The following is a 23,757-nucleotide window of genomic DNA, read 5'->3' as shown; positions in this document are numbered from 1 at the left end:
GTCGGTCTGCGGTCTGGTTCGCACCACGACGGTGTTGAGTAGGTGGGATCGGGCGCCGGTGAGAAATGGCGCCGACAGTAGTCTGACTACGGTCCGGCGAAAGCGCGCTACGCCCATCAAGGGAGAGCAACGAGGTGAGACCACTTCGATACTCGATCAACGTCACACTCGACGGCTGCTGCCATCACGAGGCAGGGCTGCCCCCCGACGAGGAGTCGATGCGCTACTGGACCGCTGAGATGGAACGAGCCGATGCCCTGCTCTTCGGTCGGGTGACCTACGAGATGATGGAGTCGGCGTGGCGGCAGCCGGCCACGGGCACGTGGCCTGACTGGATGGATGAGTGGGAGATCCCGTTCGCCGAGGCCATCGACGGGACGAAGAAGTACGTCGTGTCGAGCACGCTGAGCGAGGTCGACTGGAATGCCGAGCTGGTGCGAGGCGACTTGGGGCAAGCGGTTCAGCGGCTCAAGCAGGAGCCAGGCGAGGGCCTGTTCGTGGGTGGCGTGACGCTCCCCCTGGCGTTGGCAGATCTCGGACTGATCGACGAGTACGTGTTCCTGGTGCAGCCGGTCCTTGCCGGACACGGGCCCACGTTGCTCGCCGGTCTGCGCGAGCGCACCCAGCTCGAGCTCGTGGATCGCCATGAGTTCCGGTCGGGGGCGGTCGCCCTGCGATACCGGCCCGCGCGAGGAACGTCTTGACGTGATTCGTCCTGGCACGTTGCGCAGCGCAACCGCGTTCCCCTTGACTCGTGTCGCCCAACGACTGAACATCTGGAGATGCCGCAGACAGTGCGGCAGATCGTCCGGATGGGCGCGTGAGCGACCCTGATCCCTATGGGGCGTCCGAGCCGAATACAGCGTCGCGCACATGACGGGAAGCGGCTTCGTCGAGCCACTCAACGTCGAGAACTTCGCAGACGTAGCGCAGTCTGTTCGCGTAAGAGTCGTCGTACCTTGGTTTTTGCTGGGCAGCGTCGAAGCTGGCCAGCAGTCAGTGGATGGTCTCGTGGTTGTGGCACATCTCGACGAACTTCGCGATGCGCGCGGCCCGGGTCTCTGGCTTCTTCGCGTCGTGGACGCGGTAGAGGATCGCATAGCGGTTGGCGCCCGTGAGTGTTTCGAAGAACGCCTTGGCCTGCGGGTCGGCCGCGAGCGCGGCGGCCAGGTCGTCGGGGACGGTCGCGCTCTTCTGGCCGGCATAGGCCGCCGCCCACCGGCCGTCGGCCTTCGCCGCGTCGACCTGCGCCTGCCCGGCCTGGCGCATGCGACCGGCCTTGATCAGCGCCTCGGCCTTGTCCCGGTTGATCTGCGACCATCTGCTCCGCGGGCCGCGCGGGGTGAAGCGCTGCAACCAATAGGTCTCGTCATGTCCCCGCTTCTGCCCGTCGATCCAGCCGTGGCAGAGGGCGACCTCGAGCGCTTCGGCGTAGGTGACCGTCTCCGCCGCGCCCACCTTCCCGATCTTGAGCCAGAAGCCGCGGTGGTCGGCGTAGTGCTCGGCGAACCATGCCTCGCAGTCGGGGACGGTAGCGAACGAGATCACCGGCTGGCCGGCCAACTCCTCCGGCGTCTCCTCGTCGGACATATAGCCATCCTGTCATCGCCCTCCGACAGGATGGCCGGCATCACGGCCAGCAGGTGCGGCAGCTGATCAGGCACGCTCATGACACGGGGACTGGAGAGCGTCAACCAGGCCGCTCATGCCGCGAGTCGAGCGTCACTGACCTGCGTCACATCGCCGCGCCCAACGTCTGGCTCTGACCCACGTCCGATACTCGCTCTACTCGCTCTTGGACCAGGTGGGGCCCTGGTCGGTCCAGATGACACCCTTGTTGCGGCAGAGGCAGAACGGGTGGCCGACGGGGTCGGTGTAGACGCGCCAGCCGTAGCCGTCGGGGCCGATGGAGTCCTGCTGCAGGGTCGCGCCGAGGGCCAGGACGCGGCTCTGTTCGGCCTCGATGTCGTCAACTTCGAAGTCGAGATGGAACTGCTTGGGGTGCTGGGTGTCGGGCCACTGCGGGGGGCGGTAGTCCTCCACCCGGATGAAGGCCAGCTCGATCTCGCCAAACCGGATACCGGCCCAGTGGCCGTGGCTGCCCTCCTTGACCGGGCGACCCGTCACCTCTGAATAGAAGGCTGCTAGCTCCATCGTGTCCGGGCAGTCGATGATGAAATCGGTGAGTCGCAACATCCGCCGATGTTGCCACACGAACAATCCGGAGCTTGAGACAGGCGGGGAAGGCCCACGAACGTCCGTCGCAAGCACGTCCTAGCGGTCCCTCGTCCCGTGTCGATCCCGTGGCGATGCTCGACGGCCTCGCAGGGGCCGGCTTGCCTGACCCTCGCTCACTCAGCTTCGCTGAGATACCTGGGTTACGGTCAGCTATGCCCGCCACGAACTCCTCGACGCCGACGGCTCGGGGCTTCTCCGACGAGGCTGCCATGTATGCGCTCGCCGCGCTCCCCGGGCCGTACTTGCCTTGGAGTGCGGGCGCGATGCGTCCGGCCGGGCTCGTGACCGTCTGCAACGACATCGTCCTGAACGGCCGGCGCCGCATCGTCGAACTCGGCAGTGGAGTCAGCACGGTCCTGCTCGCGCGCCTGCTGACCCAGCGTCCACCGCCCGATGGCTTCCTGATGGCGGCCGTTGAGCACGACGCCCACTGGGCAGGCTGGGTCGGCGAGCAGCTCGACCGAGAAGGCACCCGGAGCAATGTGACGATCGTTCAGGCGCCCCTGATGCCGCATCCGCGCACCGAACCGGGGCTGCGCTGGTACGACGAGGCAGCCCTGACTGACGGACTACGCGAAGCGCTGCGGGGCGATCCCATCGACCTGCTCGTGGTGGACGGCCCACCGGCATATGCCGCCGGCCACGGACTGGCCCGCTACCCGGCCCTGCCGGTCCTCGCGGATCGGCTCGCCCCGGGCGGCACCGTCGTCCTCGACGACGTGGAGCGCCCAGGTGAGCAGGAGATTCTGCGCCGGTGGGAGGCAGAGACGGGGCTCGGCTTCGAACGCCGGGCCGAGCGTGGGGGTGTGGCGGTGGCCAGGGTGCCCGCCGATTGCTCCGGCACCGGCCACGGCTGACCGGCCGTCCACGGACATGCGGCACGCTCACCGTCGCCCGGGTCGTCGAGGTGCTCGAGCGCGAAGAGGCACACCATCCGCCCTGCGGAGCGACAAGACCGTGCTTCCAGAAACGGTCCGTCTCAGACGCAGGCCGGCGAGCCCGTCAGCCGCGCCGCATCCGGAACGGGATCGGGGTGGGTTCCGCCGACTCCCCCGGCAGAACCCACCCCGTCAACTCCCCCACCCGGTCCCCCGACCGGCTACTCCGACCATCCCCCACGAACGGACCGCTCCTCCCCCATGACGGACACTGTGCCGCGCGAACTGCAAGGTGAACGGGCGGAAACCAGCGTGTTTTCCGCAAGACTCTGCGCGCCAGTGCGAGCGTCATTCCGCCGCTTGTCGGCGCGCCGCGCTTCACCCGTCTGCCGATGAGCCTGCCGGCCCCTGCTCCAGTCTGAACAGTCCGCCAGCCTCCCCTGCCACGGCGTTGACGCCGCTGTGGCGGCGTGAGCCACCGGACGCCGAACGTCCGCGATCCCGAGTACGTTGCCAAGCATGTCCGACTTCACGATCAAGGCGCTCACGCCAGAGACGTTCGACGACTTCGCCGCTCTCGTCGAGCGGAACAAGGGCATGTTCGCCAGCTGCTGGTGCACGCATTTCCATCCCGACTGCGCGGAGAAGGCCCAGAGCGCCGAGGGGAACCGGGCGCTCAAGCAACGTCTGGTGGCCGACGGGATCGCGCACGCGGCACTGGTCTACGACGGCGACCGCGCTGTCGCGTGGGCGGAGTACGGAACGCCCGAGGAGCTGCCCACCATCCAGCACCGCAAGGAGTACCTCGCCACGGCCGAGCGACTGCCCGACTACAGGGTCACCTGCATCCTGGTCGAGCGCGGCCGTCGTGGACAGGGTCTGGCGGCGATCGCCCTGCGCGGAGCCGTCGGGCTGATCGCGCAGGCCGGAGGCGGCCTGGTCGAGGGCTACCCTCACGACACCGGCGGGGTCCGGAAGAAGAACTCGTCATTCCTCTACAACGGCACCCGCACGATGTACGAACGCGAGGGCTTCACCTACGACCGGCCCAAGGGAATGGGCAACTGCGTGATGGTGCGCGAGGTGGCCCCGAGCGCTCCCGACTGATCCGCAACCCGGTCGCCCTTCGGTTCCCCTGGACCAGGTGTGGATGGCTGCCGGCCGACCACCGATTCGAAACCTCGTACCGGCACGACACGGTGTTGGTCGAGTGACCGCACCTGCCGCGCGTCGTGCGTCTCGACTCACCGCTTTCAGGAAGGCCGGGCTGACCCAGCACCAAACGGAAACGCACACACGAGCAGCGAGTCCGGCGCCCACCCATGAGGGAGCGCGGAGCCTAAGGCCAGTCGGCCGTCAGGTAAGCAATCACCAACGCGCACATAGAGACTCCCACCAGCACCGCGCCGACCTGCATCTGGCTGCTCCGCCGCGCGGACACGTCGCGCCCCGAGGGTCCCGGCCCCGACAACGAACCCCACACGATCAGCCCGATGCCGAGCACGAGCATCACGCCGACGCCGATCCACAAATACGTCCATCCCTGTACGAGCGGCCCGGCTGGCTCCTCCTGGCCCGCGAGGAAGACCGCCCAACGCTGGACCGTAACGGATCCTCGCATCGCCGCCCCTTTCCGTGGCCCTCGCACCGTCCTGCCGCGCTGTGTCCGTCGTCGACGCGCCTAGCGAAATCAGGCTGCCGGAGGTCTACGCCCGACGCTGATCGCCGGGCTCCCGTGCGGAGTGGGAACCGTCCTGACCTCGACCAGTCCCGCGGACCGCAGCATCTCCTCGGCTTCCTCGTCGTTCAGGGCTGTGCCTCCGTAGGCGATGGTCTTGAACCTGCCGACCGCGTCGTTGACTGCGGACCCGCCGTACTTCCCGTGCCCCAGCATCAGCCACCCACCGACCCGCAGAGAGTTCCCGACGCGCGGGACACCGGCGGCGAGAGCCGAAGCCGGCAGGAAGGGGGCCGGCACCCACGCAAAGGCGTATGTCTCTGTCTCGTCCAAAGAGCTGACGTCCTGCTCGCGCAGGATGACCCGGTCACCGACCGAGCTCGCGGCCACCGTCTGTGCCGCCAGCGCCAGGACTCGAGGCAGGACGTCGATCCCGACGACCGTCAGGTGAGGGAACAGCTGCGCATAGGCCACAGCCATGGCGCCGACCCCGGTGCCGACGTCGAGCATTCGCGCCCCATCGGCGAACGCCTCACCCAGGCCTGCCAACATCGGCAGGCCGAACTCAGCAAAGCCGGCCGCGCCCCGAGCACTCGCCCGCCCCTGCGCGATCAGCGCCTCGTCCGACTGCGCGGCCCACATCTGTCCCTCACCTCGAAGCAGGCCAGCGACCTGATGGACAGGCGCAGCCGCCTGCGCCGCCAGGCCGCCAGCCTCATCGGCTCCCAGGCTGGCCACCCCGTCCAGACCACTCGCCTCCAGAACCGCATGTGCCGCCGCGTGCTGCTCCTCCGAGGCCGCATCCTGAAGCGCCAGCACCAGCGCGGCGGTGGACCAGATCGCCCGGTCGCCGTCGTGCAGGAAGGCCTCGAGCTGCTCTCGAGCCGGCTGGGTCATGCAGCGCACTGTCCTCGCACGAACAGACCTTGACAAGGGCGGCGGCCCACACCGCGCGACTCACGGACGCGGTAAGAGCCACACCCAAAGTCGAAGACGGAGGACGGGGAGGGAGGCCAGCAGCAGCAGCACGCTGCCCGAAACCGATCGTGGGAATCGCCACGGCCACGAGCTGCACGTCACACCTCTCCGGTAGAGGTGGCCGCTGACCGGGCCGCTACATGTGCAGGCGTTCACGCCGCGACAAGGTGCACTGGCAGGCGAGGAAAGGTGCGGCTCCGTCGACCGTGTTCCCCAGACGTCCAGCCGGCGGCGGAGGACCATTTAGCCATGGATGAGCAAACGCGCGGAGAGCCCGGCCAGGAGCAACGTCGCAAAGGTCGATGGTCGTGCCGTCTTCATGTCTGGCACCGCTGGCGGACGCACCGATATCCAAACAGCACCGACGCCGGGGCCCGCTACCAAGAGTGCCTCGACTGCGGGAAGCAGCGCGATGTGCCGATCGGCATCGGCGGCGTCGGCTGACCAGACCGTCCGGCTGGGGTGGAGCACCGCATGCACAGCGCTGGCTCATGCCGCCGTTGGTGGAGCAGCGCTTGATGAACAAACGTCTCGGTGTCCTTACGCCTCGTCCGGCGTCTGGGTGGACGCGTGTCGCGTGCGCTCCGGGTGCTCCGTCCGCTCGTCCGACTCGGCGAGAATCGCACGGGCCTGCATCTCTGGGTCATCGCTGCCTGCTGCCTGCTCCTCGGGAAGAAGCTCGGCGCGCGTTTGCACGGGGTCCTTGGCAGGTTCTTGGCTCATCGCTCGACGGTACCCGTGGACGTGGACTTCGACCGTCGACCTTGGGCACGCATCTCGCGGAAGGCGGCTCCGCTTGCGCTCGGCCATGAGTCACCCTGCGCTCTAGGAATCTGCGGCTCGCCAGCGGTCCGTTCACCGTGAATCTGTCGGAACCGGATCGCCGGGCAGCCAGCATCTGCGAACCCAGACGTCGGCCGATCATGCCGCGAGGGACGGAAACACTGGGGTGCACCGCAGTCCGCAGCTCTACGCTTCGACCGTGGCCGAGCGGATCATGCATCTCCAGGTCAAGACCGGGTACAACACCGACCGCGGGCCGGCTTGGATCGCTCGGGTGCGCTTCACGCCTAGGTGGCGGACGGCATACGTACACGGCCGCACTTTGGCCCGCATGACGGGGACCGCGAGGGCCAATTCTGACTCCAACTTCTACGACGTAGACACGGGTAAAGGTGCTGGATGTCTGGGCCCAAGCACGATCGAACGGACGGGCGCTACTCGAACCAGCAACCGCTCGTGGACGAGGACGCACGCGAAGGGTACGAAGCCCTTCTTCGCGGCTCGCCGCTGCCGGGCCGGGAGTCCGGGTAACCGCCGTGTCACACGTCCGCTCTGCCGCGTTGTGGGCGGCTGAGCTCGCCTGCCGCGGAGGCTTCTTCGTCTGCCGCGCAGCCGGACCGACGACTGTCGAGCCTCGCTTGGAAGAGGCCGGAGAGCCCCGCCGGCCAAACGGTGATCCGGGCCCTCTGCATCGTCGTGCGCCTCACTAGCGGTTTGCCAGCCACTCTCCATAGAACAGAGCAAGGCCCGCTGAGGCGCAGAGGCCAGCGATGATCCAGAAGCGCGCCACGATGGTTACTTCGGACCATCCGACCATCTCGAAGTGGTGGTGCAGGGGCGCGATCTTGAAGACTCGCTTGCCGGTCAGCTTGAAGCTGATCACCTGGATGATCACCGAGGCGGTGATGATGACGAAGAGGCCGCCGAGGACCACCAGCAGCAGCTGGGTGCGGGTCATGATGGCGAGCCCGGCCAGGGCTGCGCCCAGCGACAGGGAGCCGGTGTCGCCCATGATGATCTCGGCCGGGGAGGCGTTCCACCACAGGAACCCGAAGCACGCGCCGGCGATGGCGCACGAGACGACGGCGAGGTCGCGCGCGTCGCTCACGTCGTAGCAGCTTGGCCCCGGCGCGACCGTACAGCCTTGGTTGTACTGCCAAAGCGCGATGACTGTGTAGGCGCCGAACACCATGACCGACGCGCCCGGTGCCAGGCCGTCCAGACCGTCGGTGATGTTGACGCCGTTCGAGGCCCCGGCGATGAGAACGCTCGCCCACAGGATGAAGAGAAGCAGGCCCCCCACCGGGCCTGCGACGGCGAGGTCGAGATCGGTGTCTCGAATGAAGGAGACCGCCGTCGACGCCGGTGTTCGTCCGTCTGTGTTGGTCAAGAGCAGAGCGCCGAGGGCGAAGACGACGGTGACGAGGGTTTGACCCAGAAGCTTCTGCTTGGACGTGAGGCCAAGGCTGCGCTCCTTGCGAATCTTGATGTAGTCGTCAAGGAACCCGACGCCGCCAAGTCCGATGAGCAGGAACAACACGAGCAGGGCGCTCAGCGACATGCTTCGGTGGCTCGCCTTGAGAACCCCAGCCGCGCCGAGCGCCTCCAAGATCGCGTGCGAGGCGAAGTAGCCGACGAGTGCTGCTCCGATGATCACCGCGCCCCCCATGGTGGGCTTACCGCGCTTGACGTGGTGGTGCACGAGATCGTCTCTGATGAACTGGCCGTACCGATGCCGGACCAGCAGTCGGATGAACGGCTTCGTGCACAGGAGCGCGACAGCCATCGAGATCGCGCCGGCCAGGAGAACGTTGACCATCGTCCCGGTTGCCCGCCCTTTCCTCCACGGTCGGGTTGCGCCGTCACCGAGCGTGCCGGCGTACCTTGACCGCGTGGCCGGCCAGGTCGCCCGTCAACCCTAGGTGACAGGGCGTCGCTGGCCCGGTTCCGAACGGGCGTGTCGCCGAGTGGCGGGCTTGCACCCGGCTCCGTTCACACCTCGGCTGCGTGTGTCCTGCGAAGCGGGTCGGTCCGAGACGGCTCACGGTTGGGGACGACGAGGAGGTGTCATGACCCACGAGACGCTCGACCGGGAGGCCTGGGAGAGGCGCTGGCAGCAGGCCCTCTTGAGAACCCGGACAAGGTGGCCAGTCACCCACCCAACGAGAACCTGCTCGCCGTGAGCAGTGGCTTGCAGCCGGGCCTCGCTCTCGATGCCGGCTGTGGGCACGGCCCAGAGACGCTCTGGCTTGCCGCGTCCGGCTGGAGGGGTCACCGCGGTCGACTTCTCCCCCACTGCGCTCGAGCACGGGCGGTCGACTGCGATGGTGGACCCTGCGACCGGCCAGCCGACTCCTGCTGCCGGTCAGGTGCAGGTGTCGGTGGACGACGCGATGGAGGCGCTGAAGACGCCCGAGTGGGAGATCGTCGTTGCGGAGGAACGGCCCAGGGCAGCGGTCGGCACAGGTGTCGATGCCGTGGTCCGCGCGATTCGTCGCATCTAGCAGCGATCCCGGCAACGCAAGACATCCGCCACGCGACCGCTCCAGAACCGGCCGGGCGCGAGGCGCGTCTCACCGCCGCCTGTCGGCCCCGCCGCCTTTGACTGAGTCGACGCCTCCGCTGAGCGGTGGCAGGCCGGGCCGCTCGCCAGGACCGCAGGACCTACCTGATGGGTTCGCAGCCACAACACTCACGGGCGAAGTCATATGAGCGAGGGGGTTCGTCGACAAGGGCATCCCGCAGGTTTGGCCTGCTGACCAGCCTCCAGAGCGCCGGATGGAGTTCAACCATGGAGGCCGGCGCTCGTACCGAAGCGAAAGCCCGGTTCTGCCGCCGAGCGGTCGCGCCGATGAGCGAGCTCGCCCGCCAATGTCCCCGCCTACGCCGCCAACGCCACTAGACGGCACGGGCAGCGATGACCGCGTGGGGGCGGCGCTCACCCTGCTGCTCCCGCTGCGAGCGTTCGACTTCCGCGAACCCGGCCGAAGCCAGCCGGTCAGCCACCTCGTCCATGGGCCATCGGTACGCCGTGGTGACCTTGTGCTCGAAGGGCTCGCACACCAGGCCTTTGAAGAAGCCCATCACCAGCACACCGCCTGGCGCCACGACCCGGCGGATCGCGGTCAGGGCGCCGTCAAGCTGATCGGGGTGGACATGGATGAGGGAGTACCACGCCAGCACCCCTGCCACCGAGGCGTCCGGGCGAGTCCCGCCGGCCAGGGAGCCCAGCTCGAAGCGCGCTTCCGGGTAGGTCTGCCGCGCGTGAGCGATGAACTCAGGCACCAGGTCGATCCCCGTCACGTCGAGGCCCACGGAGCGTAAGAAGCCCGTCAGGTGGCCCGGCCGCACCCGGCGTCCAGAACCGGGCCTTCCAGGTGACCCAGGTGTCGCTCGATCAGCAGCAAGTCATCGGGGTGCACGATCACCACCGATCCGAGCAGGTCGATGTACTGCTGCGCGAGTGAGGAGTAGGCCTGCTGGACATCGCGGGAGTTCACTGGGGACACCGTACTCGCGGCGATCGCCAGACCGCGGCCGCGTCATGCCAACGCACCGCTCTCTCACGCCGCGGCGGGTGCGTGGTGCCGAAAGTCGGATGGTTGCTCGACGAACGCCGTCCACGCCAGCATCCTCGTCGGAATCAGCGCGAACACGTCGGCGTACGCGGTGGCGTCGTTGCGGTATCCGTACTCGGCGTACTTCATGTTCGACGCGTCGGCGAGGCAGACGAGGAGGCCAGAACTGGCCCCTGAGTCGGCACGGACAACACGTCAGCCAGGTTGGAACCTCGTCCGAAGGGCGCTGCGCACAAGGTCGAGCGCCTGCGTCTCGGCGAGCCCGGCAGCTCTGGCCGCGCCGGCGAACTGGGCGGCGAGGGCGGCAACCGCCGCGTCGGCCGTGTGCTGGCCGGTGGCCACGACGGTGCCGGTCCGGCGACGCGTCTCGACGAGGCCGGCCCCCTCGAGCTCCTTGAAGGCGCGTGCCACGGTGTTGGGGGCCAGTCCCAGGTCGGCGGCCAGGGCTCGCACCGTCGGGAGGCGGTCTCCGGGGAGCAGCCGGCCCGACGTGATGAGGCCGGCGAGCTGGGCTCGGACCTGCTCGTAGGGCGGCTCGGCCTGCGACAGGTCGACGGTGATCGCTGGGCCGCTCATGTCGTGGTCTTGACGGACCCACCGGCGGCCGCCTCGGACGCCCGGCTGGACCGGAGCGCCGGCGTCTCCCAGAAGAGGGAGCTCATGGCCAGTAGCAGCAGGAGTACGCCGAGGCCGGTGAGTGCGAACCCGCCGTTCTGGGCCCAGTCCCACGGGGCACGCGGTGTGAGCACCGGGGGCACGGCCCCTCCACCGGCGCTGCGCAGCAGCTGGGTCAGCTCGTCCAGCTTGGGGCCCATCGTGAGGCACAGGCCGCCGGCCGTCACGAGGGAGCCCGCCGCCGTCCAGCGCTGCACGCGGATCCGCGAGCCGAGGCGTAACGCCCGGTCGAGCGCCGGGTCCTGCGGCCTGACAGCCGGTCGGCCATCGACGCGGCGCAGGCCCCACCACGTGACCATGGCCAACAGCCCCAGCCCCAGCAAGAGCGGCAGGGTGTACGCGCGGCCGGGGTACGGTCCCGTCGTCACGAGCAGGTCTCCCCACCAACGCGCCCCGGTGTACCCGTCGGGACCGGACGAGTACCAGCCGACGGCCCCCGCCAGCACGCTCACGGCGTAGCCGAGCCCGATGCGCCACTCCAGACCGGTCCGGTCGGTCCCCTGCCGTATGCCGAGCGCCGCAACCCGCTGCACCCCCTTCGGCCGTGGATAGAAACGCTCGGCCACAGCCGCCACCCCCACCCCGAGCGCTGCGCCCGCAGCCGGCAAGGTCGCCGAGACGACGCTCATCCTGCCGGGCTCGGCACCCCGGACGACCAGGCTGGCCGCCACTGCGCCGACCACTGTTGCCGCCCACTGCAGCCGCCGCAGCCGTCGGACCGTGGGCTCGGCAGCTGCCGGCCTCCCGCCGAAGAGCGCCATGATCAACGCCAGCAGCATGGCCCCACCGACGAACCCGTTGAGCACCCGTCCGTCCATCTCATCCCCTGCCTGTGTCAATGACTTAATGCATTAAGGCATTGAGACAACGCGGCGTCAAGAGTTGGGACGTAAACACGTGTCCAGAGCTCTTGGGCTTTCGTTCCGGCTACCCGGAGGTAACACTGGTTGGAGGAGGCGAGGCCAATGAGCAGTGACGTCAGGGAGAACCCGTCCACCGAGCAGGCCGACCGCACCCGTCGTGTCGACGCCACCGAGCGGGAGTCCCGTGCGGTCGTCGAGGCGGCGCGCGAGAAGGGGTGGGAGCGACCGAGCTTCGCCAGGGGCCTCTACCTCGGCCGCTTCGACCTCGACCTTGTCCACCCCCATCCACGGGCCGATCCTGCCGACGACGCCCGCGGTGACGAGTTCCTGACCCGGATGCGCGAGGTCTGCGACCACATCGACGGCAGCCGCATCGAGCGCGAGGCACAGATCCCCGACGAGGACGTCAAGGCATTGGCCGACGTGGGTGCCTTCGGCATGAAGATCCCCCGCGAGTACGGCGGGCTCGGTCTGACCACGTCGTCCTATGGCAAGGCGCTGATGCTTGCCAGCTCCGCCCACCCGAGCCTCGGCGCGCTGCTGTCGGCCCACCAGTCGATCGGCGTCCCAGAGCCGGTCAAGCTCGTCGGCACCTCCGAGCAGAAGGAGACGTTCCTGCCCCGCTGCGCCGCGGGTGCCATCTCCGCCTTCCTGCTCACCGAGCCCGACGTGGGGTCCGACCCGGCCCGGCTGGCAACCACAGCCATCCCCACGGCGGACGGCACGGCATACCTCCTCGACGGCGTGAAGCTGTGGACCACCAACGGCGTCGTTGCCGACCTGCTCGTGGTCATCGCGCGGGTGCCCGCGCATGACGGCCACAAGGGAGGCATCACCGCGTTCGTCGTCGAGGGCAGCTCCCAGGGGATCACCGTCGAGCGGCGCAACTCCTTCATGGGGCTCAAGGGGATCGAGAACGGTCTGACCCGGTTCCACCAGGTGCGGGTCCCCGCCGAGAACCGGCTGGGCAACGAGGGCGACGGCCTCAAGATCGCGCTCACCACCCTCAACGCCGGGCGGCTGGCCATCCCCGCGATGTGCGCGGCGGCAGGCAAGTGGGCGCTCAAGATCGCGCGCGAGTGGTCCTCCGAGCGCGTGCAGTGGGGCCGGCCGATCGGCGAGCACGACGCCGTCGCCGAGAAGATCGCCTTCATCGCCGCCACGACCTACGGCCTGGAGTCGGTGCTGGAGCTGTCGGCGCAGCTCGCCGACGCGGGCAGCAAGGACATCCGGATCGAGGCCGCAATCGCCAAGCTGTGGGCCAGCGAGATGGCGTGGAAGATCGCCGACGAGCTCGTGCAGATCCGCGGAGGCCGAGGGTACGAGACCGCCGAGTCCCTGCGCGCCCGCGGCGAGCGAGCCGTGCCCGCCGAGCAGGTCCTGCGCGACCTGCGGATCAACCGCATCTTCGAGGGCTCGAGCGAGATCATGCGTCTGCTCATCGCCCGGGAGGCCGTCGACGCCCACCTCAAGGCGGCCGGCGCGCTGGCGGACAAGGACGCGACGCTCCAGGACAAGGCACGGGCCGCGGTGGGAGCCAGTGGGTTCTACGCCAAATGGCTGCCGCACCTCGTGGCCGGCCGCGGCTCCGCGCCGATGTCGTACGCCGAGTTCGGACCTCTCGCCGAGCACCTGCGGTTCGTGGAGCGGTCCAGTCGCAAGCTGGCGCGGCACACGTTCTACGGCATGTCCCGCTGGCAGGCGAGGCTGGAGTACCGGCAGGTGTTCCTCGGCCGGGTCGTCGACATCGGCGCCGAGCTGTTCGCCATGACGGCCTCGTGCAGCCGGGCTGAGATGCTGCGCGTCGACGACGACGTGCGCGGCCGCCACGCCTACCAGCTCGCCGACGCGTTCTGCGACCAGAGCCGGCTGCGCGTGGAGACACTGTTCGCCGCCCTCTGGACCAACACCGATGCCACCGACTCGCGGCTGGCGCGGAGTGTGCTGGCCGGCGACTACACCTGGCTCGAGGAGGGCGTGCTCGACCCGAGCGAGGGCACCGGACCGTGGATCGCCGCGTGGTCGCCGGGGCCCAGCGAGGTGGAGTCGGTCTGGCGCCCCCGCCGGTGACTTCGTGACGTGAGTCGCCCTCGCTGCTGCGCGAGGAGCCGCCGCTTCCGGGCACCAGGGCTTCTCCCAGATCCACCTGGCTGCTTGTCGTCGCACGGTCTCATCCACAGAATGGCGAGTTGAGGACGACTACCCGCTGCTCAGCGCAGCTGGTGGCACGCGGTGGTGCAGGTGGTCCGCCAGACTTCAGGGTCGGTCGCCCAGAAGTCGTGAGGCACGGCGGGTACGACCTCGAAGGCTCCGCCGGGGACCAGCTCGGCGAGCTGTTGGAGGGGCCAGCTGGGGCGGATGTCGTTGCCGGCGGCCAGGAAGGACATGGGGACCGTGCTGTCGCCCAGAGCCCGCCACAGTGTGGGTTCGTGTATCCAATCCTTGAAGGAGTCCCACAGTGCGCCGTGCACGGCCGGCTCCCATTCGACGTCGACGGGCGTCTCGCTGGCCAGGCCGGCCTCGTAGGCGGTGGACCATTCGCGGTCACGGTGCAGCCCGTGACCGGCGACACCGACGACTCCGCGAACCCGGTCAGGGTGATCAAGTGCATACCGGACGGCGAGATCGGAACCCCACGAGTGTCCAAGCACGATCCACTCGTCCACCTCGATCGCCCGGCGGACGGCCTCCAGGTCCTCGATCGCCTGCACCAGGTCATGCGGCCCGCCATCCGAGCGCGACACTCCCCGGGGATCCGGAAACCAGGATCGGAATCCGGTTGGTGCCAGCGCCTCGTCCGCGAGGTAGTGCACGCATCCAGGACCGCCAGACAAGACCACCACGTCGGGGCCCGATCCGCACATGGCCACATGCAGCTGCACACCGTCGTCCGCGACAACGCTCCTCGATCGCATGCCGCCCATTCTGACAAGGCAGGCATCCCTGGATATTGCTTGGCGCCGCGCTCGGGGCCGTCAGCAGAATCGTGGGATGCGGTCCTTCGACGATCTGGTGGGCGAGGCCGAGGCAGCCGATGTGACCGGGTGGGGTTTCGGCTGGCTCGACGGGAGAGCCACCGAGGAGCGGCCCCCATGGGGATACAGCCGAATCCTGGCAGCACGACTGGCAACGGCCCGGGCAGCGCTCGACATCGACACCGGCGGTGGAGAGGTGCTCGCGCAGGCCCCGACGCTGCCCGCGCGGATGTGTGTCACCGAGGCTTGGCCGCCGAACGCCACACGGGCCCGGGAAGCCCTGGCGCCACGAGATGTCGAGGTCTACGAAACGGATGATGGCGCAGGCCTGCCGTTCCCCGGCGAGTCCTTCGATCTGGTCACCTCCCGCCATCCGGTCCGCCCGGGCTGGGAGGAGATCCACCGCGTCCTGGTGCCCGGTGGGTCCTACCTCGCCCAGCACGTCGGCCCCTCGTCAGCCTTCGAGCTCACCGAGTTCTTCCGCGGGCCCCTGCCGGGGCACGGTCACGGCAGGGACCCGCGGCATGAGGCAGCCGCCGCCGAGAAGGCGGGTCTCACGGTCACCGACCTGAGGACCGCGCGGTGCCGGATGGAGTTCTTCGACATCGGTGCGGTGGTCTGGATCTTGCGCAAGTGCGTCTGGTGGGTGCCTGACTTCAGCGTTGACCGATATCACGACAAGCTTCTCGAGCTCGACAGCCGCATCCGCACGGAGGGGGCGTTCGTTGCGCATTCGACTCGACACCTCATCGAGGCCCAGCGCTAGAACACCCGCAGCTGTGGCGCGTTTCTTGAGCCTCTCCTGCCCCGGCGGGCGCGAGAGGTCGAACTGGAGGCAGGGACGGTCGGCTGGCTTCCAGCGCAGCAGCACCACGGCGAGAACATCGGCGAGACCTCGACGCACGTGAACTGCTGTGAAGCGACTGCGGGACCGAGAACTCCGCATTGGGGTCCGGGCTGCCCCCGTACTCCGCGTTGTTCTGCCTAGAAGGCGCATGCCCGGGCCAGCGCGCTGCGGTCAGTGACGGCGTACACCGATGGCGTCGATGCGCGCGGGCGCGGACGAGACGGAGCGGACCCGCACCGTCGAATCGGTGAAGAAGATCCCGCCCAGCGTGAGGACCTCCCTTCGCCAGGTGGTGGCCGCGAGGGAGTACCGGCCGTAGACGTGCTTGCCCACTGTGACCTCCACCGTCCCCTGGCCCGGTCCCTTGAGGAAGACGAGGGCCACCTGGTCACCCGAGAGGGCGCCCTTGCTGACCGCCGCGCCGGAGGCGTTGAGCCGTGTCACCGTCCCACCGAGCGCGAGGCTGCTCGTGATCCGGCTCGCCGAACCGCTTACGGTCATTGCACGGTCGTCGACGGGGACGAGCGCGCATCGCTGGGCCGACCACGGGGTGACGTTGCCGATCGTGTCCCGGGCACGAACCGCGAAGCACACCTGTGCACCGGCCGGCATCGACAACGAGACGGACGTCGATACGGTGCCCTGCCAGTACGGCTGGTAGACAAAGCCGCTGAGGAGCTTGCCGGGTGACGCGTACCGGTAGGCCACGTCGTAGCTCTTCACACCGAGGTTGTCGCTCGCCCTGTAGAAGAAGGTGACCTTCGAGGTCGTCACCGCGGGTACGACGAGCGGGCCGACCGTCGAGGAGGTCAGCGTGGGCACGGTGGCGTCCGGTGACGAGCAGCGGCTCGCGGACCACGCGCTGGTGCGACCGGCACGGTCGCGAGCACGGACCTGGAAGCACACGTCCTCGCCCTTGCGCGCCGTGACGCTGACGGAGGTGGCGGTCATCGCCTGCCAGTCGGAGCGGTAGACCCAGGCCCCGTATGTGCCGCCGACCGTCGACGCCGACTGGACGCGTACGTCGTACGAGGCCACGCCGGACCCGGAGACACCGGCGCCCTCCGCAGGGTCGGTAAACGCCCAGCCGAGCTTCACCGTCGTCGAGGACCAGATGCGGGGGCTCGAGGTGAGGGAGGACAGCGTCGGGGCGTGGCCGTCGCGGACCGTGCACTTCGCGGTGCTCCAGGCACTGAGGTTGCCCCGCGCGTCCCGGGCGCGGACCGAGAAGCAGGTGTCGACACCCGGCGTCGGCGCCAGGGTCACCGAGGGTGTGATGGTGGCCGGGGGCGTGACCCACGCCCCGTAGGGGCCACCGACGGGTCCCTGCTGGTACCGGACGTCGTAGGAGGCGACTCCGGCGGCGCGCTCGCCGACGACGTCGGTCGTGTCCGCGTACGTCCACTTGGCGCCCACCGTGGACCCGGTGGCCACGCGCGGGGTCGTCGTGAAGGACGTCAGGTAGGGCGCTTTCGCGTCCGAGATGGTGTGGGGCGCGGCCGTGAGCCAGTCGAGGTCGACCACGCGGATCTGTCGGCCCGCGTCGACGTACGCGACGCGGGGCGCACCCGTGTCGTCCGCCACCGGCATGGCGCGATAGTCCCAACTGCCGGTCTGCAGCGGTCCATACGTGCGCTCCCCGCCGCCCGGTCCGAGGTCCCGGACCCTGAGGACGTAGAAGTTCCACTGTTCGGAGAGGTCATGCCGCAGCTCGACGAAGCCGACGAAGCCGTCGCCGTAGACCGACGGCCCGTAGGTCGTGGACACCACGCGGTCGGCGAGCACGCCCTCGAGGTCGACGGCGACCGAGCCTGAGCTGCAGTCGAGGTGGGCCCACCGACCGGTGACGGAGCGCAGCCCGTTGGTGCACCCCGTTCGGGCCACGTCGACGGTGCGCGCGAGCTGACCCGTCGCAAGGTTCGTCGATGTGAGCTGGCCGCTCGCGTTCGGTCCACGCCACAGCGTGAGGCCGTCGACGACCGGGTTCTCCGAGTTCGACAGGTTGGCGAGCACGGCTCCGGTGCGGGCGTCCTCGAGGACCCAGACGTTGGAGAGCAGTCGGACGAGCACCTTGCCGCCGCGGCCGAGGGTCGGCGCTTCCCCCTGGGTGATCGTTCGCTCTCCGCCGGGCCAGGTCACCCGGTAGGTGTCGTAGCCACCGACCTGGGTGACGACGTCGTCGCCGGCTGCGGACAGCAGTGATCCCGAGAGATCCGGCGAGCCTGAGGTGGCCGTGGCGGTCCATGCGCTGCTTCCGTCGGAGTCGGTCGCGAGGGGAAGGCCGCGTGTCGGGTCGTAGGACCCGTCACCGAAGTCGGCGAGGACCCGAGTTCCCGGGAACGCGACCGCCGTGGCACGTCGCGGGATGAGGGGCAGCACCCCGACCACTCGCGCGGGGCGCGTGATGCTGTCGGCCAGCTCGACCGTGCCTCGCACCTCGTCCTGCCCGATGACCATGACCTGACCGGGACCCGCCTGGGTCACGGCCAGGTTGTTGATGTTCGTCGCCACGGGAGCACCGAGCTGCCCGGTAGCCGGGTCGAAGGCACGCAACGCGGTCTGGCCGGTGTCGAAGTCGTGGATGCGGTGGGCGACGCCGTCGCCCACGCCGTACCAGCCGTAGACGCTGGCCCCGTCGGGCAGGTTGCGCTCGCCGGGGGCCGTTCCGTCGCGACCCGACCAGTGCAGCACCCCGGTCGCGACCGACGTCGTCCAGTAGACCCGGTCCGGTGTCAGGACGACGTCGTAGACGGACAGGTTCGGCTCCGTGGGGAGCTTCGTCAGGACTCCCGACCGCGGGTCGATGGCCGTGAGCGACATCCCGTCGCCCACGACGACGAGGTCAGGGCCGTACGCCTCCACCTGGTTCACCGTCGTGCCCACGGTCGTGCTCGAGCCGTCCGGACGGCGGATGACGTACGCGGTGCTGTCGGCCCGGCCGGTGAGGACCCAGTCCTCCGTGACGACCTGGGCCCACTCCCCCGACGGCACGTCCATGGTCCAGCTCACGGCGCCGGTCTCGACGTCGCGCATCGTCACGCGCTGGCTCGATGACGTGTCGGGCCACGTCGTCGTCTCGTAGTAGGAGTGCCCGGTGAGGAACGTGCCCGACGGCAGCGTGCGCACGAGGGCGTTGTCGCTGAGCCGACGGATGTCCATCGTCCACGGCGTGAAGTCATCGGTGGACGGTAGGCGAAGGGAGTAGTACGTGTCGGTTGCGGCCGGGTCGAACGACCACTCGGAGGCGGGCGTGGCAACGGGTGGCATGAGGTGGCCCTGCGTGATGTCCGAGGGCACCTCGACGGCGCCGGCCTGGGCCGTCGCGAAGACGGCGGGGACGAGCAGGGCTGCCACGAGGGCAGCACGGAGGACGCGCATCGGTTCTGGACCCTTCCGGGCCCCTGTCGTACGCCCGTTCGGGCGTCATCGTACGGCCTGACTGGCGACCCGATGACCGGATTGACGGACTCGTCGCGCCATGCGCGAGCTCGGATCCGGTTGTGGCTCCTTCGGCCGCCGCCACCCGGTGTGAGTGACACCACCGGCTCGGCGATTCTCGGGTTGCGGGGCAAGGTCGAACCCCGAGCGACTGTCGCCCCGCGCCTTCTAGCTGATCGCCTTGTGCCCGAGACGCCGCGACGCTCGATCAGGCGTGCCGGGCAGCCTTCTTTCTGGCCACCGGTACACCGGTATGGAATCGAGTCCCGACGAAGGGCTGGTTCTGCTTCACCAGTGCTCGAGTCCGCCGCGTCACGCTGGGAGGAGGGGAACAGGCCATCCCTGAGGCGCATCGATGACCAACCAGGCGAGACACATGGCACCCTGCTGGTTCGTCGACCCACGCGCCACACGGTGTCCGGCGTCTCTTCGCACATCGGGGGCTTGCCGGGGCGCAGCAGGCGGCTACGTTGGGAAGATGCAGACCATCAACCTGGGAAAGGCGGATGGGCTGCCGCCGGTGGATTGGGCCGCCGTGGTGGCGAAGCTCGATGCGGGTTCGGCGCCAGCTCCGGACGCAGCGAACACGCGCACGACGTGGTTGTGCACCATCAACGAGGACGGCAGCCCGCATGTGACTGCTGTCGGTGCGGTCTGGGTGGACGGCGCGTTCTGGTTCCAGACGGGCGCGGGTACGCGCAAGGGGCGCAACGTCGTGCGTGATCCTCGGTGTTCTGTTGCGGTGTCGATCCGCGACGCGGACGTGGTGATCGAGGGTGACGCAACCCGGGTGACCGAGCCTGGCCAAGTGGCACGCATCGCGAAGGCCTGGGCGGACAGCGGTTGGCCGGCGGAGCCCGACGAGACTGGGTCCGGCATCACTGCACCGTTCAACGCACCGTCACAAGGACCGCCGCCGTGGAATGTGTATCGCGTCGAGCCACGCTCGGCCACCGTGGTCCTGGCGACGGAACCGGGCGGCCTGACCCGCTTTCAGTTCTGATGCGTCATTGCCGTGGTTCGCCCTTCGCGTGACCGGCATCCCCGGCTGACCTGCGTCACATCCGGCGGGTGAGGTGAGCGATGCGAACGTTCCTGGCTGTCGCGACGAATCGACAGACCAGCGCCCAGACTCGCGCCACGGCCACGACCGGACACCATGACGCGACGCGGCGAGACAACCGTCAACTCCCAGCCGACGGCCCGCAACGTTCGTCAGCTGTAGAACTCGCCACCAAAGCGGGAGCCGCAGCGGCACGGCGGCTCGTAGCCGAGGATCCCTGTGTACCTGTATGCCGAATCCTCGTAGGCCGTCGCAAGTGAGCGGCACACCACCTCGCCGCGATGGACGGTGAAGGACCGCTCCGGGCCGCGGCCGGAAACGACGGGGTAGGCCGTCATGCTCAGCACGTCGTAACCGGAGGTACTGGAGAGCGACGCGCAGAGGCTGTCGCCGCCGTCGTTGTATGAGACGCGTCCTCCCCCACCCACAGGAACGTCGAAACTGTTGGCCATCGCGGCGGGCGCGGCGGCGACGAGCGACGCGGCCATCACGGCAGCGGTTGCGGCGATGCGGAACGATCTCATTGTTGGCGTTCTCCCCTGGTCTCGTAACGGCGCCCCGGCCTCCCGGGAAACGCACTGGACGCGAGGCTAGTGGGTCACCAGATGTCACGCGAGGCGAGAACGCGACCGGTGAGACCCTGCGCGAGAATGCTGTGACGGCGCCCCGCATCGCCACGCATTGGATGCCGTCGTATCGGCCTAGAACGCTTGCCGGAGCCCCGGGCCAGCTCTAGCCTTGGGGCGGCGCGGCACCGCACGCCGTCCCGGAGAGGGATCCCATGCGACTTCGCGTGGCGACAACGGCAGCTTGCATGGCGGCCATCCTCGGGATGGGCGCCTGCTCAGATGGCTCAGCATCCGGATCCGGCAGCCCCAAGGCCTCTGCAGTGGCAGGGACGACACCAGCGCCGACCACCACGGCGGCGCAAGCCGACCCGGAGCACCCGGCCGGCGTCATCGCCCTGGGCCACTCGGGGATGACCGGTTTCCAGTCCGATCCAGCGAAACCGGGTCAGGACGTTGTGGCGAACTCGTGGGCGACCGGGACCAACCCCGTTGTGAACAGCGTCTACCAGCGGTTGGTCGCGGCGCGACCGGCTACTGCAGGCTTGGTGGCCAACGTGGCTCGCAACGGCGAGAAGGCCGATGGGTTGGAGTTCCAGGTCCCCGCAGCGCTGGCGCAGGTGCCAACCCCCGCACTGGCCCTCTTCATGATCATGGACAACGACATCCGTTGCGACGGAACGGATCCCGAACACCTCCCGGAGTTCCGCGCCGCGGTACGGGCAGCAGTGGAGCACGTCGTCAAAGCGTCGCCCAAGGTGACCGTCGTGATCGCGAGCGGCCCTGGCCGCCCGGCGGAGTACGCCAAGGCAATCGCCACGCTTCGGCAAACCCCCGTGGACCTGATCGGCAAAGACCCCTGCATGATGTTCTCGGCCAACCGCAAGGTCAACGCCACCGAGGTGGCCAGGCTGACCTCGATTCTGGAGTCCTACGAGGCCGAGCTGGCCCGCGCCTGTGACGGAATCCCCCAGTGCCACTGGGACGGTGGCGCCCTGGCCAGGTACCCGGGCGATCGGCTCGAGGACTACGGCAATGACCTCGGCCACCCTTCAATCAAGGGGCACGAGCACTGGGCCGAGGCTATCTGGCCGGTGGTGGCTAGGGCGATGGGGATCAGCTGAGCGGTCGTTCACGCCGCTCGACGGTCCGCCCAACGCGATGCACGCTCAGGCCGCCGCCCCGCGAGCGACTCTGCCCTTCCTCGGCCTGCACGACGATCCCGACTCTCAAGGTGCATCTCAACGCCGCGAGTCGGCCTTCTCGCACCCGGCAGGGCCAGACGTTGGCCCGGGATGGCCGCGTCGCTGCTTGCCGGGGCTCAGCCGGCAAAGTCAGATTCACTCATGCCATCAGCGTGACCTACGGGCCATTGGACCAGCTCGATGCGATAACCGTCGGGGTCGGTGACCCAGGACGTCCAGAAGTCCTGCGAACCATCGGGCGAACTCGGTGGTTCAGCAGTGACCCCCTTGGCGGCCAGATCAGCGACGGTGCCGGTCATGGACTCGACCTTGATGACGAGGTGGTTGAGACCCTGCGGATCGATCCGGCCGATGCCAGGATTGTGGACGAGCTCGAGGGCCACGAACTCGTCGCCGGGGAGCTTGAGCATCGTCAGGCTGCCGAACTCCGTCTGCGGCACCGTCCCGACCACTGTGTAGCCAAGGGCGGTGTAGAACGCGAGCGAACGCTCCAGGTCGGCGACCCGAAGCCCGATGTGCAGTGTTCTCATTGGGCAGTCCTCACAATCGGGGTGACGCCGCCACCCGGGATCGGGCAAGCACATCCCTTTTGAAACCGACGCGCCAACGGTACGAGAAGGACACGGAACTCGGTGACGGGAACCCGCCAAGCGTGGAGCTCAGCCGGACGCGAGCTCATGCCCCACTGACGATCACCATCTCGTTGCCTTCGGGGTCGGCGACCCGCCAGCGATCCTCCGACTCGTCAAGCAGCCGGCCACCGGCTGCGACGGTCGCGGCGAGCCGCGCCTGCGCGAGGTCCGAGGGCACAGCGAGCTCGAAGTGGATGCGGTTGCGCTGCCGGCGCCGCTCCGTCTCCGCAGCGTCGAGCTCTTGGAACACCAGCACCGGGTTCAGCCGCCGCGCATCGTGGATGTCGCTGGCCCCGGCTCGCCGGTCGGGGATGTAGCCGAGTGCGGCGACCCAGAACGCGCGGACCGCAGCGACGTCGGCGGCGTCGAGGAAGAGCTGAGCGAAGCGCGGCAGCCCCGGATCCGCAATAGCCCGCAACTCCCGGGCAGCGGTCTGGAGGTTTCCGGCGAGGTCGGTGAAGTCGAGCTCGAGGCCGTGGGCGTCGACCTCCCACTGGTCCTTACCGCTGTCGAGGATCACGAGCCCGGGGCGCACGTCGACCAGCAGCGGGAAGCCCGCGTCGTCCGCCAGCGCGGCTGCCGCGGCGGCCAGCTCACGCTGCTGCGTCGGCGACGTGACGCTGTAGCACGCCATCGCGCTGAACACCGCCTGCCAGTCGGCTGTCCCGATCCTCTCGCCGAGCGCCGCGCCCGGCACCAGGTCGACCTCGTTGCCGTCGGGGTCGGTGTGACAGACCCCGAACGGTCCCGATGCCTCACCAGGACTCGCCTGCTCGACCGCCGCGGCCGGGCGCACCACGTCGAGGTGGATGCGGTTTCGCAAGGGTCGCGGCTCGCTGGACTGCCGGATCCGTATCGCGGGGTCGCGCCGCAACGGATCCGCCAAACCGCCGTCCTCCCCAGGCGCGTAGTCGAGCACGCGCTGCCAGAACCGCCTCACCCCGGACGGGTTCGCGGACTCGAACACGACGCTCAGCTGCTGCAGCACGGCAGGGTTCGCGGCAAGCCCGAGATCTCGCGCGGCCGCCGACACCGCCTCGGCGTGCTCGTCTGAGTCGAGGCGCACCCGCAGGCCTGTCGCGCGCAGGTCGACCACGATCTCGGCCGACAGCTCCACCATGCGCCCGGCCAGCGCAGCACCCTCGACCAGCGAAGGCGCGTCGAACCACGCCGTAGTAACGCCATCGAGCACCCGCCAATCCGTTCCGATCTCTGCCATGCCCGGCACTGTAGAGCCCACTCCGGACGATCTCCTTCCGGATAGTCATCCGGCCAGGGCCGGGGCGTTGACCGGGGCATGGATGGATGCCGTTGGCAGTGCCCAGCGGAGTGGTGTGGTTGAGGGTTGATCTTCGATGTC

At 69.0% G+C, this 23,757-nt stretch carries 24 protein-coding genes; 8 read left to right on the top strand and 16 right to left on the bottom strand.

Features of this window, described 5'->3' with window-relative positions; all coding sequences use genetic code 11:
- Window positions 1–134 precede the first annotated feature (134 nt).
- Window positions 135–704, top strand: a complete 570-nt coding sequence (locus ACFQU3_RS03595; protein ID WP_385906560.1) for a dihydrofolate reductase family protein — start codon at window positions 135–137, stop codon at window positions 702–704.
- Window positions 705–996: 292 nt separating this feature from the next.
- On the opposite strand, the gene ACFQU3_RS03590 is transcribed toward ACFQU3_RS03595, so the two are convergent.
- Window positions 997–1,590, bottom strand: coding sequence for a YdeI family protein (locus tag ACFQU3_RS03590; RefSeq protein ID WP_385906557.1), 594 nt, complete (start codon window positions 1,588–1,590; stop codon window positions 997–999).
- Between the two features lie 195 nt (window positions 1,591–1,785).
- Window positions 1,786–2,196, bottom strand: coding sequence for a VOC family protein (locus ACFQU3_RS03585; RefSeq protein ID WP_385906554.1), 411 nt, complete (start codon window positions 2,194–2,196; stop codon window positions 1,786–1,788).
- A 251-nt stretch (window positions 2,197–2,447) separates the two neighbouring features.
- Here ACFQU3_RS03585 and ACFQU3_RS03580 point away from each other — a divergent pair, with 251 nt between their 5' ends.
- Both ACFQU3_RS03580 and ACFQU3_RS03575 read left to right on the top strand, forming a co-directional pair.
- Window positions 2,448–3,095 (top strand): class I SAM-dependent methyltransferase, encoded by a 648-nt coding sequence (locus ACFQU3_RS03580; RefSeq protein WP_385906551.1) that lies wholly within the window; start codon window positions 2,448–2,450, stop codon window positions 3,093–3,095.
- A gap of 540 nt (window positions 3,096–3,635) precedes the next feature.
- The gene (locus ACFQU3_RS03575; protein WP_385906548.1) at window positions 3,636–4,223 is read left to right on the top strand and encodes a GNAT family N-acetyltransferase; all 588 of its coding nucleotides are present in this window, start codon (window positions 3,636–3,638) and stop codon (window positions 4,221–4,223) included.
- A 232-nt stretch (window positions 4,224–4,455) separates the two neighbouring features.
- Here the strand turns inward: ACFQU3_RS03575 and ACFQU3_RS03570 are convergent, their stop codons facing one another.
- From ACFQU3_RS03570 to mraY, 4 genes are all read right to left on the bottom strand, one after another.
- Window positions 4,456–4,737, bottom strand: coding sequence for a hypothetical protein (locus ACFQU3_RS03570; RefSeq protein ID WP_385906546.1), 282 nt, complete (start codon window positions 4,735–4,737; stop codon window positions 4,456–4,458).
- Between the two features lie 69 nt (window positions 4,738–4,806).
- Entirely contained in the window at window positions 4,807–5,691 is an 885-nt protein-coding gene (locus ACFQU3_RS03565) for a methyltransferase domain-containing protein (protein WP_385906544.1), read from the bottom strand.
- Between the two features lie 621 nt (window positions 5,692–6,312).
- Window positions 6,313–6,495, bottom strand: coding sequence for a hypothetical protein (locus tag ACFQU3_RS03560; protein ID WP_385906541.1), 183 nt, complete (start codon window positions 6,493–6,495; stop codon window positions 6,313–6,315).
- A gap of 766 nt (window positions 6,496–7,261) precedes the next feature.
- Entirely contained in the window at window positions 7,262–8,374 is a 1,113-nt protein-coding gene (gene mraY, locus ACFQU3_RS03555; RefSeq protein WP_385906538.1) for a phospho-N-acetylmuramoyl-pentapeptide-transferase, read from the bottom strand.
- A 508-nt stretch (window positions 8,375–8,882) separates the two neighbouring features.
- On the opposite strand from mraY, the gene ACFQU3_RS03550 reads away from it, so the two are divergent.
- Complete coding sequence (locus tag ACFQU3_RS03550; RefSeq protein WP_385906535.1) at window positions 8,883–9,059, top strand: hypothetical protein; 177 nt, start codon at window positions 8,883–8,885, stop codon at window positions 9,057–9,059.
- A gap of 394 nt (window positions 9,060–9,453) precedes the next feature.
- Here the strand turns inward: ACFQU3_RS03550 and ACFQU3_RS03545 are convergent, their stop codons facing one another.
- The 5 genes from ACFQU3_RS03545 to ACFQU3_RS03525 all read right to left on the bottom strand — a co-directional run bounded on the left by ACFQU3_RS03545 (window position 9,454) and on the right by ACFQU3_RS03525 (window position 11,626).
- Window positions 9,454–9,870 (bottom strand): class I SAM-dependent methyltransferase, encoded by a 417-nt coding sequence (locus tag ACFQU3_RS03545; RefSeq protein WP_385906532.1) that lies wholly within the window; start codon window positions 9,868–9,870, stop codon window positions 9,454–9,456.
- A gap of 17 nt (window positions 9,871–9,887) precedes the next feature.
- The gene (locus ACFQU3_RS03540) at window positions 9,888–10,055 is read right to left on the bottom strand and encodes a hypothetical protein (RefSeq protein ID WP_385906529.1); all 168 of its coding nucleotides are present in this window, start codon (window positions 10,053–10,055) and stop codon (window positions 9,888–9,890) included.
- 63 nt (window positions 10,056–10,118) lie between these two features.
- Window positions 10,119–10,262, bottom strand: a complete 144-nt coding sequence (locus ACFQU3_RS03535; protein ID WP_385906527.1) for a hypothetical protein — start codon at window positions 10,260–10,262, stop codon at window positions 10,119–10,121.
- Window positions 10,263–10,328: 66 nt separating this feature from the next.
- Entirely contained in the window at window positions 10,329–10,709 is a 381-nt protein-coding gene (locus ACFQU3_RS03530; protein WP_385906525.1) for a GntR family transcriptional regulator, read from the bottom strand.
- Window positions 10,706–11,626, bottom strand: a complete 921-nt coding sequence (locus ACFQU3_RS03525; protein WP_385906522.1) for a hypothetical protein — start codon at window positions 11,624–11,626, stop codon at window positions 10,706–10,708. Before ACFQU3_RS03525 ends, ACFQU3_RS03530 begins: the two co-directional genes overlap by 4 nt.
- Before the next feature lie 147 nt (window positions 11,627–11,773).
- Between ACFQU3_RS03525 and ACFQU3_RS03520 the strand changes: the two genes are divergently transcribed.
- Window positions 11,774–13,741 (top strand): acyl-CoA dehydrogenase family protein, encoded by a 1,968-nt coding sequence (locus ACFQU3_RS03520; RefSeq protein ID WP_385906519.1) that lies wholly within the window; start codon window positions 11,774–11,776, stop codon window positions 13,739–13,741.
- Between the two features lie 140 nt (window positions 13,742–13,881).
- Here ACFQU3_RS03520 and ACFQU3_RS03515 read toward each other — a convergent pair whose 3' ends face one another.
- Window positions 13,882–14,586: an alpha/beta fold hydrolase gene (locus ACFQU3_RS03515; protein ID WP_385906517.1), complete on the bottom strand. Its 705-nt coding sequence runs from the start codon at window positions 14,584–14,586 to the stop codon at window positions 13,882–13,884.
- A 76-nt stretch (window positions 14,587–14,662) separates the two neighbouring features.
- Here ACFQU3_RS03515 and ACFQU3_RS03510 point away from each other — a divergent pair, with 76 nt between their 5' ends.
- Window positions 14,663–15,412 carry a class I SAM-dependent methyltransferase gene (locus tag ACFQU3_RS03510; RefSeq protein WP_385906620.1) on the top strand — a complete coding sequence of 250 codons (750 nt, stop codon included), beginning with the start codon at window positions 14,663–14,665 and terminating at the stop codon, window positions 15,410–15,412.
- A 252-nt stretch (window positions 15,413–15,664) separates the two neighbouring features.
- Here ACFQU3_RS03510 and ACFQU3_RS03505 read toward each other — a convergent pair whose 3' ends face one another.
- On the bottom strand, window positions 15,665–18,871 hold the full coding sequence (locus ACFQU3_RS03505; RefSeq protein ID WP_385906514.1) for a hypothetical protein: 3,207 nt from the start codon (window positions 18,869–18,871) through the stop codon (window positions 15,665–15,667).
- Between the two features lie 538 nt (window positions 18,872–19,409).
- On the opposite strand from ACFQU3_RS03505, the gene ACFQU3_RS03500 reads away from it, so the two are divergent.
- Complete coding sequence (locus tag ACFQU3_RS03500) at window positions 19,410–19,934, top strand: pyridoxamine 5'-phosphate oxidase family protein (protein ID WP_385906512.1); 525 nt, start codon at window positions 19,410–19,412, stop codon at window positions 19,932–19,934.
- 212 nt (window positions 19,935–20,146) lie between these two features.
- Here ACFQU3_RS03500 and ACFQU3_RS03495 read toward each other — a convergent pair whose 3' ends face one another.
- Window positions 20,147–20,518 carry a hypothetical protein gene (locus ACFQU3_RS03495; protein WP_385906509.1) on the bottom strand — a complete coding sequence of 124 codons (372 nt, stop codon included), beginning with the start codon at window positions 20,516–20,518 and terminating at the stop codon, window positions 20,147–20,149.
- 290 nt (window positions 20,519–20,808) lie between these two features.
- On the opposite strand from ACFQU3_RS03495, the gene ACFQU3_RS03490 reads away from it, so the two are divergent.
- Window positions 20,809–21,684, top strand: coding sequence for an SGNH/GDSL hydrolase family protein (locus ACFQU3_RS03490; protein WP_385906506.1), 876 nt, complete (start codon window positions 20,809–20,811; stop codon window positions 21,682–21,684).
- A gap of 197 nt (window positions 21,685–21,881) precedes the next feature.
- On the opposite strand, the gene ACFQU3_RS03485 is transcribed toward ACFQU3_RS03490, so the two are convergent.
- Window positions 21,882–22,295 carry a VOC family protein gene (locus tag ACFQU3_RS03485; protein ID WP_385906503.1) on the bottom strand — a complete coding sequence of 138 codons (414 nt, stop codon included), beginning with the start codon at window positions 22,293–22,295 and terminating at the stop codon, window positions 21,882–21,884.
- 145 nt (window positions 22,296–22,440) lie between these two features.
- A complete protein-coding gene (locus ACFQU3_RS03480; protein WP_385906500.1) occupies window positions 22,441–23,616 on the bottom strand; it encodes a VOC family protein in 1,176 nt (391 codons plus the stop codon).
- Window positions 23,617–23,757 lie beyond the last annotated feature (141 nt).

The organism is Terrabacter sp. GCM10028922, from assembly GCF_042666095.1.
Lineage (GTDB): Bacteria > Actinomycetota > Actinomycetes > Actinomycetales > Dermatophilaceae > Terrabacter.
This window is presented reverse-complemented; position numbering and strand designations above follow the sequence as displayed.